15 protein-coding genes are annotated in these 13,942 nt (G+C 43.4%); 3 read left to right on the top strand and 12 right to left on the bottom strand.

The window, feature by feature from the left end; all coding sequences use genetic code 11:
• Window positions 1–6: 6 nt before the first annotated feature.
• The 3 genes from EKG39_RS18475 to EKG39_RS18465 all read left to right on the top strand — a co-directional run bounded on the left by EKG39_RS18475 (window position 7) and on the right by EKG39_RS18465 (window position 3,132).
• The gene (locus tag EKG39_RS18475) at window positions 7–462 is read left to right on the top strand and encodes a hypothetical protein (RefSeq protein WP_126507464.1); all 456 of its coding nucleotides are present in this window, start codon (window positions 7–9) and stop codon (window positions 460–462) included.
• 313 nt (window positions 463–775) lie between these two features.
• Window positions 776–1,735 carry a nucleoid-associated protein gene (locus tag EKG39_RS18470; RefSeq protein ID WP_126507463.1) on the top strand — a complete coding sequence of 320 codons (960 nt, stop codon included), beginning with the start codon at window positions 776–778 and terminating at the stop codon, window positions 1,733–1,735.
• The gene (locus tag EKG39_RS18465) at window positions 1,732–3,132 is read left to right on the top strand and encodes a hypothetical protein (protein WP_126507462.1); all 1,401 of its coding nucleotides are present in this window, start codon (window positions 1,732–1,734) and stop codon (window positions 3,130–3,132) included. Before EKG39_RS18470 ends, EKG39_RS18465 begins: the two co-directional genes overlap by 4 nt.
• A gap of 66 nt (window positions 3,133–3,198) precedes the next feature.
• Here the strand turns inward: EKG39_RS18465 and EKG39_RS18460 are convergent, their stop codons facing one another.
• The 12 genes from EKG39_RS18460 to EKG39_RS18405 form a co-directional block, all read right to left on the bottom strand.
• Window positions 3,199–3,891, bottom strand: a complete 693-nt coding sequence (locus tag EKG39_RS18460; protein WP_126507461.1) for a DarT1-associated NADAR antitoxin family protein — start codon at window positions 3,889–3,891, stop codon at window positions 3,199–3,201.
• A complete protein-coding gene (locus EKG39_RS18455) occupies window positions 3,891–4,523 on the bottom strand; it encodes a DarT ssDNA thymidine ADP-ribosyltransferase family protein (RefSeq protein WP_126507460.1) in 633 nt (210 codons plus the stop codon). The genes EKG39_RS18460 and EKG39_RS18455 overlap by 1 nt, the downstream gene beginning before the upstream one ends.
• 414 nt (window positions 4,524–4,937) lie before the next feature.
• Window positions 4,938–6,638 carry a Na(+)/H(+) antiporter subunit D gene (locus EKG39_RS18450; protein WP_126507459.1) on the bottom strand — a complete coding sequence of 567 codons (1,701 nt, stop codon included), beginning with the start codon at window positions 6,636–6,638 and terminating at the stop codon, window positions 4,938–4,940.
• Window positions 6,625–7,005: a hypothetical protein gene (locus EKG39_RS18445; RefSeq protein ID WP_126507458.1), complete on the bottom strand. Its 381-nt coding sequence runs from the start codon at window positions 7,003–7,005 to the stop codon at window positions 6,625–6,627. Before EKG39_RS18445 ends, EKG39_RS18450 begins: the two co-directional genes overlap by 14 nt.
• Window positions 6,995–8,485 carry a monovalent cation/H+ antiporter subunit D family protein gene (locus tag EKG39_RS18440; protein WP_126507457.1) on the bottom strand — a complete coding sequence of 497 codons (1,491 nt, stop codon included), beginning with the start codon at window positions 8,483–8,485 and terminating at the stop codon, window positions 6,995–6,997. The genes EKG39_RS18445 and EKG39_RS18440 overlap by 11 nt, the downstream gene beginning before the upstream one ends.
• Entirely contained in the window at window positions 8,482–9,960 is a 1,479-nt protein-coding gene (locus EKG39_RS18435) for a monovalent cation/H+ antiporter subunit D family protein (RefSeq protein WP_126507456.1), read from the bottom strand. Before EKG39_RS18435 ends, EKG39_RS18440 begins: the two co-directional genes overlap by 4 nt.
• Window positions 9,954–10,322: a cation:proton antiporter subunit C gene (locus EKG39_RS18430; protein WP_126507455.1), complete on the bottom strand. Its 369-nt coding sequence runs from the start codon at window positions 10,320–10,322 to the stop codon at window positions 9,954–9,956. The genes EKG39_RS18435 and EKG39_RS18430 overlap by 7 nt, the downstream gene beginning before the upstream one ends.
• Window positions 10,322–11,356: a Na(+)/H(+) antiporter subunit B gene (locus EKG39_RS18425; RefSeq protein ID WP_246028552.1), complete on the bottom strand. Its 1,035-nt coding sequence runs from the start codon at window positions 11,354–11,356 to the stop codon at window positions 10,322–10,324. The genes EKG39_RS18430 and EKG39_RS18425 overlap by 1 nt, the downstream gene beginning before the upstream one ends.
• A 29-nt stretch (window positions 11,357–11,385) precedes the next feature.
• A complete protein-coding gene (gene mnhG / locus EKG39_RS18420; protein ID WP_126507453.1) occupies window positions 11,386–11,727 on the bottom strand; it encodes a monovalent cation/H(+) antiporter subunit G in 342 nt (113 codons plus the stop codon).
• On the bottom strand, window positions 11,724–12,020 hold the full coding sequence (locus EKG39_RS18415) for an MrpF/PhaF family protein (protein WP_126507452.1): 297 nt from the start codon (window positions 12,018–12,020) through the stop codon (window positions 11,724–11,726). The genes mnhG and EKG39_RS18415 overlap by 4 nt, the downstream gene beginning before the upstream one ends.
• Window positions 12,014–12,547, bottom strand: a complete 534-nt coding sequence (locus EKG39_RS18410) for a Na+/H+ antiporter subunit E (protein WP_246028551.1) — start codon at window positions 12,545–12,547, stop codon at window positions 12,014–12,016. Before EKG39_RS18410 ends, EKG39_RS18415 begins: the two co-directional genes overlap by 7 nt.
• Window positions 12,548–12,680: 133 nt before the next feature.
• Entirely contained in the window at window positions 12,681–13,121 is a 441-nt protein-coding gene (locus tag EKG39_RS18405; protein WP_126507451.1) for a hypothetical protein, read from the bottom strand.
• Window positions 13,122–13,942 lie beyond the last annotated feature (821 nt).

The raw sequence follows: 13,942 nt of genomic DNA, 5'->3' as shown, positions 1-13,942 counted from the left end.
TTATTCATGACAAAAGCAGAAGCACAAACAATTGCAGAGTTGCAGCAAGAACTTCCCATTACGATAGCGGCCGATAGTCGCTTCTCTAGTTCGCTGAAGCCCTTGTTAACGCAGCTGGAGATGTGGATCAATTTTCAGGCGTTAAAGGCGGATTGGTACGGTAATGAAGATTTTGTCCTCTCTTTTGATTTTACGCTTGTCAGGTCATTGGATGAGAAGATGCAACAGTTGAAGGCAACTGGAGCGTCTTGTAATGCAAGTAATGGGAGCGCCGCGGCGGCTTGGAATATAGAGAAAGGTTATGCGTATCACTATGAAAGCAGCAAGCTGACGACGATTGCCTTTATCGCAGTAGATGATCTGCTTGAAGGTGGCGTGGGTATTGAGCAGGGGATAAAAGACAGGTTGGCAGCTGTTGCCAACTCAGTGGGAAGTGAGCATGGTTTGTTGGCTTTGTCGTAGAGAAGCCCTTCTGACACAGCGATTTATGATGTGATAGAAGGGAGTAGATTCTGGGTTGCCTTTTGCCCTAAAAATAGTGTTCGTCGAGCTGAAGTCATAATGGCTATCCGACACTAGGTCAAGAGGAGGTACTACAAAGGCTAGTAGAGGATAAGCTAAAGGACAAAAGATATGGCTGTCCTGTCTTTTTTATGAGTTGGTTCATATACATGGTTATTGACTTTTAATATACTATGTAAAAATAAGGATATTATTTATGACCATTAACCCAATAAGTAAGGTTTAAGAGAATTTAGCATCTTTTGAAATTGACTTGTCTAAACCAGCACCAACTCCTTCAAAAACAGTTGCAACTTCACAAGCTGATTTTGTTGCTTTTGTAAGAGAACTTGCTAGGAAAGTTAACTCTTCAACTTCAACAAGAAGTTTTTCATTTAATGGGAACTCTAAAGTAAAAGCTAGTGTTGAAAATGTTCTTACCGCTGGTTTTTTAAAGGTTGATACGAGTAAAATAGCGCAGTATCTATATGATGCAGAAACAACCTACTCGTCTAAATATAAGATTGCTGATATTAAACAAGGTAGTCTACTTATTTCAAGGTTTAGTATTGGGGCCGATGATTTACTGTTAATTGCAAAAATAGATTTTGAATCATTTTTTGATAAAACCTCCTTTAAAAAGGAAGAAGGACTGCCATCGGAAAAAGGATTGCTAAAAGCGGCTCTTTTCAAACTAGATAACGGGCTGTTACCTAAACAGTTTAAAATTGCTGATTCTAATACATCAATATCAAAGTTTTGGTCTAGTGAATTTTTAGATTCGTCACCATTTAAATCTGATAATGAAAATACTAAAAGTGCTTTTAATTTAATTATTAAATCAATAAATAGAATTCTAAAGGATTCGGCTGAAGATAAAATAACTATTGCAAACAGTGTTAAAAGCTATTTTTCAACTAAAAATAAGTTTGATGGTACATCTTTTGTTGATGATGTTGTCGGAACTTACACTTGTGTTGGTGATGTTACTGTTGATGATGTTAGAACTGAAATAATGAAAGTTATCACATCGAGTAAATTCGATGGTATCTTTAACATTGTAGCTTCTGAAATAAAATCTAAAATGAAAGAAACTTACAAGCTTGAAGATGATATTAGTATTGTTACAAATCAAGGGACTAAAGGTAGGATATATTCTAAAGGAGTAAATGGGAAAAAGTATGTATTGATACAGTCAGATACAGGCTACGACAAGTTTCCAGAACTGAAATGATTACTGTAAATGAAAGTGAAGACTTTAACTCTTATAAATTAAGTTATGAATTTTCATTAATTAGTGAGGTCGATGAAATTTTTGCTTCAGATTCATTTGTTAAGGGTGTAAAAGACCTGGTTGTTAACTATGCTTTATATATACATGATGAATCAGAAATAGTTACTACAGATTGGAGTGTTTTCCATAGTAAGTGCCTTGATGTCATTGATGACGGTGATTCTTGTAAAATTGCTTTAGTTATTGATAAAAATGATGCTTCATCTTTTACTGTAATAAACTCAAATGCTTTTAGTAAATACCTTAATTCTATAAACTATATAGTTTCCGCGACTACTTTTCTATCTGAAATAATTAAGTATAACTATACAGTTAGTTTTTACGACGGAGAAAAATTATCTGTCCTTGAACTCGAAAGAGCTACACCTATAGAAATAAAAAACTCTATGGTAAGTAAATCTGCATTGTTATTTAAGTTTTTTTCGGATGGAGGTAACCCAGATTTAATGTTTGATTGGTCCAGACAATTTGAAAATGAGTTTGGTGAATACTTATTGAATACGTCATCATTATTAATGTTATCTAGGATATGCACAGATTTTGATGTTGAAAGCAAAACTTTTTTATTTTCAGGGTATAAAGATTTAGAGGTTAAGTTCGAACATATAGTTAATGATGATGAACAGAAAGATATTCTGCAAACTGTTTATCAGTGGGTTTACTCTGGCCAAGAAGAATCAGCTAAGTTAGGGATTCTTAGCAATGTCATATCGTTGTTCTCTACCAGAGGTGAAACAAAGTTGTTTGACCAAAACTTGAAAAGAACTATTTTTTCAAATTATAAAATATACTTAAAAGAAAATGTAGAGAGGTACATAGAGGTTAAGAATAAGGTTTCTGAGTTTGTATTTGAATTATCAAATAAAATAGTTGAATATACAGATAGCTTTAGGGGGGAGGTAAAGAAATCTGTTTTTGCCGTTTATGGTTTTTTCTTTATGTCAATAGTGTTTACAGGGATTGATAAAGGGAAAGTGAATAATATTTTTACTTTAGAAGTGTCATCTTTAACTATACTATTCCTTGTGGCTGCAATTTTTTATATTTATGTTTCAAGAACGGAGTTAATTAAAAAGGTTGAGTTTGCTGAGGAACAACTAAAGGATTTAGAAAAAAGATATAGTGCAGTTCTCGATTCTAGCGAATTAGAAGATGTTTTTGAACGAGGTATTATATCTAAAATTCACGAGAAATTTAGTGAAAACGGAATATTTTTCTTTGGGATTACTCTATGTTTTTTGTTGATGTTGTTTATCATTGCAGGTTTACTTTTTAATGTAGGTCTAGTGAGTGTTGTTGGTGAGATATCTGCTGTATCCAGGCGTGTTTTTTATTGATATAAACGAATCTAAATTGGTGATAACCGTACATTTGGTTATTCAAAAAATAATTTTTCTTGATAGTTAAACCATAGATTGCTGAACCCCAATATTTCTAGATTGTTTAGCGTAATGCTCAGATGTGTATTCAAGGAATGATTCTGGTGATGTCATAGCTTCTTTTAGTAAATTACATGATTTTAAGCTTTGATAAAGTGCTATTGCATGTGCTTGACAGTTAATGGATTTTTGTGGATTAAATTCAATATCAGTAAAGCCATCAAAACCAGATAACTCACATTCAAGTTCTTGGTTCTGCAGCAAAGCATTTATATAAACCCAGTCGTAAAAATAGGTTCTAGGGGTAGTTGGAAAATCTCGATTAAAAAAACGAAAACGAACAAGGTTTCCCGACTCTTTTAGCCGAATATCTTTTTTAGCAGATAAGGAGTCTTTGTGTAGTAGATCAGTATAGGGGCCACCACTTTCGAACACTTTACTACTTTGGAAAGCGCTTTCGACTGAAAACTGTTTGTGATATTTCTTTGTTGTGATCATTAGATTGAAGGCACTAAGTTTAACTCCTATTTTATTCTCTGATTTGCTAGATATTTCTAATAAATTTGCAAAGCCAAGTGCTCTTGCTGCTTCATGCATTGAAAAGATTGATTTCTGTTTTTGAGACTTCGCAAAACCAGAGTGCCAATGGAAGTCTATAGGTTGCTCACTAACTCCAATACTATCTATTAAGGGGCTAAAAATAGGCCTTACTGCCATTAATTGAATCTCCTTTGTATTTCTCGTCTCGATAGGTATATTTCACGCTCAGCATGGATGAGTGTATGCCTACCATTAAGGATACCTCGATGTGCTTCTTCTGCGGATTTAGAGGTAAATACAACACCAAATATATCTTTAGACTCTATATTACCCTTAACTAAAATTTCAGCCTGTACGTCTGTAGAGTCATTTGGTTTAAGGAGCTGCTCTTGCCTAGATTTAATGCTAGGAATTTCAGCGAACATTTCTTCTAAGGCTTTTGATTTCCTTAGCTCTGCTTCCTCCAAAGAGGAAATTGATGCGCAAGCTGCATTGTGTTTACAAAATAGGGCATCTTGTTTTAGCAGTATAATAGGATCAATACCAAGAACACACCAGTCAACGTTGCAATCTTTTTGACGATATTTGAAAAACATAGAGTCATTGGGGTGATGTATCGAAATAGATACCGTATCAGTATGGTTATCTAGCCTCATTTCGTCATTATACTTAGCTGAGTTGTCTAGATTATCTCTTGTTTTTAATCCACCTTGCAAAATACTTGGTAAATTTGATAGTTGAGTAAAATGAAGAAGTACCCTTATATCACGAGTCTCCAATATTTGTTTTATCTTCTCATTTCTAGACATATCGAACCTCTAACAACAATAATATTAGTAATTAAGGAGAATAACTATGTCACCCACAATCAAATCTATTTGATTGTGTATTTTGGGAAGTGCATTCTTGATAAATAGGTAGGAAGATTTATATAAATCAATTGCTTGCGTTTTGATTGATGTGTCACTATCTTCATCCCTGAATGCAGTTTCTCTAGTGAGAGCGTTTCCCTAACTGCACACACATTAACCTACTTTTACTGTGGTTTTCAATGCCTCCATCACATATTTCTAATTGAAATAGAAAACTCTGTGTTTTGTCCTAGGCTTATGTTCTGGTTACTGTTTTTGGCTCGGTGGAAGGGGCGGTTGATGTAAAACAAAGCGGCTTGCATATCGCTATGCAAGCCGCTTGAATTCACAGCTCTAAGTTAAACGGATAGCCTAACCAACAAACCCGATAAACAGGTAGGACGCCAGTAGCACGGCTACCCAGAGCACCATATTGCCTGAGGGGTATGAGCCTGAGAGCAGGCCGCCTAAGCCTTTATGCTTGCTGGCAATAAAGGTTTGGCATTGGCTTAGTCTACTGGTAACAGCGTTGCGTAGCGCTCCGTCTGCCTGCCAAATGACTGCAAATACCTTTTGCAGCACATTGGGAATGGCGCGCCTGTAGATCCAGTCTACATCTAAGTTGGTTGAACGCAGCTCTGGTGGATACATGCCTCTGATATTTAACCAAACAAACGCCAAGGCTGAGAACAGCAGCAACTGAGTTTGCGCTAATACGTGGGTCGCATCATAAGGGTTGTAGCCCGTATCATATGGCAGCAGCGAGTATAGCGCGGCAGGATAGATACCGATGGCGATACAGAGGCTGGCGGCGATAAACATGGCGAACAACATATTGCGCGGTGGATCGCTGGCGCGCAGCCCGGAGTCGTGGGCGAAGAAGGCAAAATAGGGGATCTTAATTCCTGCATGATGGAATACACCGGCGGAGGCGAACAGTAGCATTAGCCAGATCCAGTCATAACCATTTTCAAGTGCAGCAGACATCACCATAGACTTACTGACAAAACCACTGAACAGCGGGAAGGCTGAGATAGAGGCTGCACCGACAATACAGAGTATCGTGGTCTTGGGCATGGTCTTATACAGGCCGCCGAGATCTGAGCCGTTCATTCTGCCGGTCATATGCAGTACCGCGCCCATGCTCATAAATAGCAGCCCTTTAAAGATCACATCGTTGAAGGCATGTGCAATGGCGCCGTTGATTGCCAGTGCGGTACCGATACCAATACCGACCACCATAAAGCCCACCTGGTTTATCAGGCTATAGGCCAGTACTCTGCGGAGATCATTTTCAATCACCGCAAAGAAGATTGGGAAGCAGGTCATGGCTGCGCCAATGTAAACTAAAAGCTCGGTGCCTGGGTAGGCGCGCGCCAGTGCATAAACGGCCACCTTAGTGGTAAATGCACTGAGTAGCACTGTTCCTGTTGGTGTCGCTTCCGGGTAGGCATCGGTAAGCCAGGTATGGGCAAACGGGAAAGCACATTTAATACCAAAGGCGATAAAGATCAGCCAGCCAGCAACCCCTTCCAGGCCGATATTACCAAAGGCCAGTGAGCCCGTTTCAGCGGCGTAAAATAGTGCGCCGACTAGTAAGATGACACCAGATAGCACTTGAATGATCAGGTATCGCATACCGGCATGGTAAGCGCGGGTCGTTCTGCGCGCCCAGATTAAAAATACCGAAGTAAAGGCCAGTAGCTCCCAGAATACAAATAGGGTAAGTAGATCGCCGGCAAATACCGCGCCCAGTGCACTACCTGCATAGAGCATGGCTGCTACCTGTTGTACGGTATCTTTAACATGGAGCGAGTAGATAATGGAGATGAAAGCGGCGATATGAAATACATAGCCGAACATCAGGCTCAGTTTATCGGCGCGGTATGGCACCAACTCATAATCTAAAAACGTCAGCTGCAGATGAATACCTTCAGGCACGGTCCACAGGTGCAATGCGCTAACGAATGGAATGGCAACCATTATCGCACCGCGTAGTTTGCCCCGGGTCATTGCAGCAATAAGCCCGCCTATAAAGAACAGGGTAAAGGGCGGTAGCTCAAGCATCCACATTGTGATCACCTACTTTTTTGTTTTCAGCCTGATTGTTTGCACCCTTGTGGGTGTTTTCATCTGCAGCTTTTTCTAAAATGTTTTCGTTGTCATCTGGATGGTCATACTGCTTATCGTAATAGTCTTCTGAGCGCATCAGAAAGGTGCGCATCCAGCGAGCTATGACCACCAAGACGACACAGCCTACAAAGCCATAGATGGGGTAGAAGGCTGGCAGGTTTTCCCAGCTATGGTAGACATGGCGATGAATGACAAAATCAAGCACCACAAGCAGGGCGCAGCAGGCATAAAGTAGGTGCAAAACCCGTTTAGTGTTTTTGGGGTTATCGAAGAAGTACTGCTTGTCTTTTGTCTTGTTAGTGTCCATGGCTGACTCCCGGTACAGTTAAGATGGTTTTAGCCAACTCATAGAGAGGTTGCGGATAGATGAACAAGATAAGGCAACCTAAGGTGGTGATGGATAGTGCGATGAGTGACACCATCGGCGCTTCCTTGATGCCCGTCTTTGCCGCTGGATGCCCCTTGCCCGGGAAGAATGCATGGTAGGGGATAGGCAGTAGGTAGGCGATATTGAGCAGAGAGCTCACCATCAACACCATCATAATGACAAAGTAACCTGTCTCTATTGTGCCCATCAGCAGGAACCACTTACTCCAGGTGCCGCCAGCGGGAGGCACGCCTATGATACTTAGGCTAGCGATAAAAAAGGCCGCCATGGTGACTGGCATAGTAAAGCCGAGGCCGCGCATTTCGCTTATTTTCGATTTATGGGTCGCCACCAAAATGGCGCCTGCACAGAAAAACAGGGTGATCTTGCCAAAAGCATGGGTAGCAATGTGCATTGAGCTGCCGATAACCCCTGATGAGGTGGCCAGCAGTGCGCCTATGGTGATATAGCCAAGCTGGCTCACGGTCGAATATGCCAAACGTGCTTTTAAGTTGTCCTGACGCATTGCCACTATTGAGGCAAGCAGCACAGATGCCCCCGCTAAATAGAGCAGAAACTCGGTGGTCGGCAGGGTGGGTAATAGCTCGATACCAAAGATAAACACGCAGACCTTTAATATGGTGAACACCCCAGCCTTAACGACCGCTACGGCATGCAGCAGGGCGCTCACCGGCGTTGGCGCGACCATGGCGGCAGGTAGCCAGCGATGGAACGGCATGATGGCCGCTTTACCAATACCAAATACAAACAGTACCAGTATTGCTCCGACTAAGCTGGTATCAACATCAGAGCCAAATACGCCGCCAGCGGTGAAGTCCAGGGTGCCGGCCACAAACCAGGTTAAGATAATCGCTAACAGGAAAAAGGCGATAGAGGTGCCGAGCAAGATACCTAAGTATACTCGTCCGCCCTGTTTGGCCTTTTCTGTGCCCGCGTGGGTCACTAAAGGGTAGGTGGAGAGGGTCAACACTTCGTAGAAGATAAATAGCGTGAACAGGTTGGCCGAAAATGCCAGCCCCATCACTGCGCTTATGGCTAACGCAAAGCAGAGATAAAAGCGGGTTTGATTCTCCTCCCCGTGGCCACGCATATAGCCGATGGCATAAAGGGTGGTGATGAGCCAGAGAAAGCTGGCAATCAGGGCGAACAGCATGCCTAAGGGCTCAACCACAAAGCGGACTTCCAAACCTGGCAGAAGCTGCCACCAAAACACATCGATAGAGGCGCCGGCACTTAGGCCTTGATATAGGTTGACCACACAAAAGAGTACCGCAAGGCTGAAGCTTATGGTGACAGCCTCACGAAGGTTGGGATGTTTTCCCGTTGCCAGGATCGCCAAGGTGGCGATCAGAGGCAAGATAATGGTCAGCTGTAGCAACAGCTCCAAAGATAGATTCATGGGTTAATTCCAAACAAGCTTTGAGAAGCCGCCTGTGCTACCTGCACACTAAGACGGGTATCGATGCCAAAATAGATGTTGGCCAGTACCAGTGCCCAAATAGGGGCGAGGAAGGTCCAGGGTGCTTCGCGCACCGCTTCACGACCCGGCAGAGGGGGCTTGAAATAGGCTATTTCAACGATTCGCCATATATAAACGACTGCCAGTAGAGAACCCAGTAATACCAGTACTGCTACCGGCCACATCCCCACCTCAACGGCGGCGACGAGCAGGTACCACTTGCTGACAAACCCGACTGTCAAAGGCACGCCAATCAAACTCAAGCCACCTACCACTACGGCTGCCATGGTGAGGGGCATCTGTCGTCCGAGCCCCTGGAACTGGCTAAGTTGTACGCTGCCGATGCGGTACATCACCGCGCCTAACGCCAAAAACAGGGCGCTCTTCATCAGGGCGTGGTTAAACAGGTGCAGCAGGGTGGCCATAAGCCCGGTGCTGGTGTGGATGGCATAGCCAATAATCATGTAGCCAACCTGAGCTATGCTCGAGTAGGCGAAGATATGTTTGACATTGGTTTTATATATCGCCGCCGTTGAGGCCGCGAATATCCCGACCAGCCCAAGGACCAAAAACAGGTTCTGCAGTGGCAGGGTGGTGAAGGAAAACTCGATACCAAATACCGTAAAGCTAAAGCGTATCAGTAGATAAACCGCAACTTTAGTCGCCGTGGCAGCGAGAAATGCAGTCACTATTGAGGGGGCATAGGCGTAGGCATTAGGTAACCACAGATGCAGTGGGAATAGTGCCAGTTTTAGACAGACTCCGACGATTAAGAAGGCAAATGCGGCAAATACGGTGCGTGTTTGGTTAACCTCAGCAAGACGATTGGCGAGATCATCCATATTAAGCGTACCTGTCATCTGGTACAGCATGCCGATGCCAATCAGAATAAAGGTCGCGCCGATAGTGCCCATGATCAGATATTGATAAGCGGCCCAAAGGGCGCGTCTATCTTTGCCGAGCGCAATCAGGGCGTAAGCTGATAGTGAGGAGATCTCCAAAAATACGAATACATTGAACACATCTCCGGTGGAGACGATGCCGAACATACCCGTTATTGAGAGCAGGTACAGGCTATAAAAGAGCGTATGGCGATCTTCTGGCAGCTCCTTTTGGATACTGGTATGTGCTGCAAACAGGACTACCGTACCGACGGATGAGATGATCAGCAACAGAAGGGCGTTGAGCTCATCGATGCGATATTCGATCCCCCAAGGGGCATCCCATCCGCCGAGTTGATAGATAATGGTGCCAGAGCTCATCACCTGTTGCAGCAGGAATATGCTATTGAGGCAGGTAAAGGCGCTCACCAGTAAGGCAAGCAGCCACACTAGTTTAGAGCGGTTCAGGAACCAGCATAAAGGCGCTGCCATCAGCGGCACAATAACTTGTAAAATAGGCAGATGGGCTAACACGATGTTTTATCCTCAGTGAGCTGATCTTGAATTTGAATCTCATCCTCCTCGATAGAGCCGTATGACTCTTTGATTCTTACCACCAGTGCAAGGCCAAGCGCCGTCGTTGCAATACCTACCACAATCGCGGTGAGAATAAGCACATGGGGGAGGGGGTTAGAGTAACGAGCCACACCTTCAGCCAGGATTGGCGCGCTGCCGCTATCGACATTGCCCATGCTGATGTAAAAGATAAAAACCGAGGTTTGAAAAATCGTTAAGCCAACCAATTTTTTGATCAGGTTGCCATGGGCAATAACGATATAGAAACCGATCATCATCAGCAGTACCACGATCCAGTAGTTATAGAGTCCCAGTAACATTACTCGCCCCCTTTTTGTTCAGTGCTGTTTATTAGCTCAGGGCTGTTCTGTTCTGTAGCGTTCAGTTCAGGGCTGCTCTGTTGTGCTTCTCTGCGGCCTGCAAAGTTGAAAAAGATAATGATCATCACCGCGGCGACTGTGCAGCCCACTCCCAGCTCGATCAGCAGAATGCCTAAGTGCTGACCAGCAAGTGGGTCGTCAGCTAATACGTTGTAATCTAAGAAGTTGCCGCCGTTAAATAGCGAGACCACGCCAACACTGGCATAGAGCAATAAGCCGATAGCTGCGATCAGCTGGATCAGCGATTGATTAAAGACACGCCTGGCTTTGTCCAGCCCAAATAACATGGCATAGAGGATTATTGCGGCGGCAAAAATAACACCCGCCTGAAAACCACCCCCAGGGCCAAAGTCGCCGTGGAACTGCACATAGAGTGCAAACAACAGGATAAAGGGGATCAATATTTTGCTAATAATTCGCAGCACCATATGCTGCTCATGCATCTGCTTTTCAGTGCTATCTTCGCTGCTCTCATCTAATTCAGATGACCTGCGACGTCGGGGCAGTGACAGGAGTGACAGCACACCAATACCGGCAGTAAAGATAACGGCGACCTCACCTAAGGTGTCAAAGGCACGGTAGCTGGCCAGTACCGAGGTGACAATATTGGGTACACCGACCTCTTGCATCGAGTCGTTAATGTAGCGAGGGGCGACATGTTGATGAACCGGTGCTTCGAAGCTGCCAAAATAGGGCATATCCAAGGTGCCATAAATCAGCATTCCACCTGTGATAAATACCACCAGTAAAGCCAGCAGAGGCTTATGACGTTTAGGGGCCTCGGCGCGACCTGTCATGGTGATGGCCGCCAGCATCAGTAAGCCTGATATGCCTGCGCCTACAGAGGCTTCGGTAAAGGCCACATCCACTGCATCGAGTACAACAAAGAAGCTCGCGGATAGTAAGCCATAGATCCCGGTCAACATCACCACGGCCAACAGATCTTTGGTCCGGACGATGGCGATAGCGATCACGACGAGAAAGCTTAATAGAACGACATTAACTAAGGTTTCGATGACTTGTCCCCTCCCTGGTTGCTTGTTTCGTCGAGCACCGGCTGCACGTTGTTGCGCAGGGCTGCTTTGGCCAGTGCATGACTTGCAGTAGGGTTGATAAATAGTGTGAACAGTAAGATCATCATCAACTTAAGCAGTACCAGACCCTGTGGATTTTGTAGCATCAGGCCAATGAGTATCATCCCAGCACCTAAGGTGTCGGTGACCCCAACCGCGTGCATGCGGGTAAAGAAATCAGGGAAGCGCAAGATGCCAATACCACCTGATAGACATAGAAAGCAGCCGAGCAGCAAACACAAACCACTGCCGATCTCGAGTAAGAGATTCATTGTTTATCCTCTTTGGTTGACGCTTGCTCTTGAAGCGGGTGCTTGAACTCAACAGAGTCAGAAAAGCGCAGTACGCCGATAACACTGATAAAGTTGATCAGGGCGTATACGAGGGCAATATCCAGGAACTCAGGCCGCCCCATCAAAAAGCCCAGTATCGAGATCAGCAATACGGTTTTAGTGCCAAACATATTAAATGCCAGGATCCGATCGTATAGCGTTGGACCCACGACGCATCGAATGATCGCGAGGAGCATGACAACGAGAATTGCGATTGTGGCTGCAGTTAACATCTGTTTTCCAATTCAGTTACCCGGCGATCCATCTCACCGGCTTTTAAGGTATCGATATTTTCTTTGACCAATGCGTGGATGGTCATGCGATCACCGACTAAGTCCACAGTTACCGTACCCGGCGTCAAGGTAATGGAGTTGGCGTAGATAACCTTGCCGAGATCTGTGCGCTGACTGGCGTCTATCGTGACAAGAGTTGGGGAGATGCTGCTATTGCCAAGCCAGATATATTTGACCACAGAGATATTGGCAACAATGATCTCTTTGGTTAGCCATAGCAGGTAGCCAGGCATTTTTACTGATAGGTGAACTGGCTGAGACTCATGGTCGATTACATCCATCCTGTGTGCAATATAGAGCACGAGTAGAATAGAAGCGGCCCCCAGTGACAGCAGAAGTGGGTTGCTGTAGTTTGAGTTAATCCACCAAAAGAGAGACAGGCTCAAGCATAGGCTGAGTGTGTGGGTCGGCATCTGATAGCTTACCTCCTCTAGTGGTATTTTATTTAGTGCTTTGCTGTTATTCATCGTTTCTCTTTAAACCTAGCATATCCAGAAAATCGGTAAGTAAATGTAAGATGACAAGTTGAAGAAACCCTTGTCTCTGATTTGTAAGCTTCAGCGCTATCAATAGGCTTATAGCTTTGGTTACAGCTATTTATCAGCATGAAGATTCCACTGCGAGTGCTTGGTAAATTTGGGTGTGCAGCAACTGAATCGACTCGATTGGGTAGGACAGATGCCCAACGAGGCGCTCTGCTAAGTGCTCAACATTGTCATCTCTAGACAGGCATAGCTGGATCGGTTGCTCCTTCGATGTCCGTTTTCCTACTCGAGTTTGATAGGCTCTATCGAAAAATACTCCCGATGTTTCACGCAATACGTAATCTGATTTTGTGGTTAATGAACCTGCCAGAAATCCCTGAATATAGTAAATACAAGTGTTTGCAGAGCGATCTTCAGGGGCATTCTTAAGTGACATACAAGATTCAAGTACTGCTTGCTCCTCATCAGTAGGATCACTTGGTCCTGAAAATACCGAAAAAGATAAAGTTAATGTCAATGCTAATGTTAATAGCGCTAATAACTGGCTGCACTTCATTTAAACTCCTTGTTTATATATTGACTTAATCGAGTGTAAGTAATTCGAGTGTCAAAAATTATAATGAGTAGAAGTAGTTATATATTATTGACAAGTTTTAATGTCTTAGTTCTCAACCTTGATGCTGATGCGTTTTAGAATGTTAAAGTGTTTACTCTATCTGTTATCTAACTATCTGTGTGGCTAGTTAATACCTATTTGTAGATAGGCATTTCATAAGGTTAATTATTAAGTCCTACTTATAACTCATATTTATTTGTTAGCTGTAGTCACTGTTTTACCTTGATATTTAAGAGCAAATTGCTAGTTAGTGTATACTCGAATATTATTTCTTTATTCATCGAAAATAACGAGGTGTTGTCGCATCTTGTTGTTTTTATTGCTGTTGTTTTTTGTTGTGGATGCGTATTTAATCTGGCTGAATAAATGATTAAGTTTTGATTTATGTTGGGTTAAGCTTCTTTTGGGCTATTTTTAAGTTTATTTTAAGTTTCAGGTTGGCATTAACTTTCAAATTGTCAGTGGTTTATTTTTAAGGGGGCGCTAAATATCAGGGGATCTCTAGGTGTTATAAGCTGTTTCTTTTGGTAGGTATTTAACTATGTTGTAATGAATTTATGGATTAGCCTTATCTTTGCTATTTCATTTGTTTGTTTGCGTGCCGGGTTTGTAGATATTTGTTTTATTGTTAATGTGCGTAAATAAATGGGGTCAGAGTCTGTGGGATCCCCACGAATTTAATAGCATGCTTGTGGATCCCTGACTAAATCCAGTAGTGACTGTATCGCAGCTTGCCAATGCGCCTTTACTAACCTCAACTT

This window comes from Shewanella atlantica (assembly GCF_003966265.1).
GTDB lineage: Bacteria > Pseudomonadota > Gammaproteobacteria > Enterobacterales > Shewanellaceae > Shewanella > Shewanella atlantica.
Note: the sequence above shows the minus strand (reverse complement) of the source record. Positions and strands in the feature narration are given on the sequence as shown.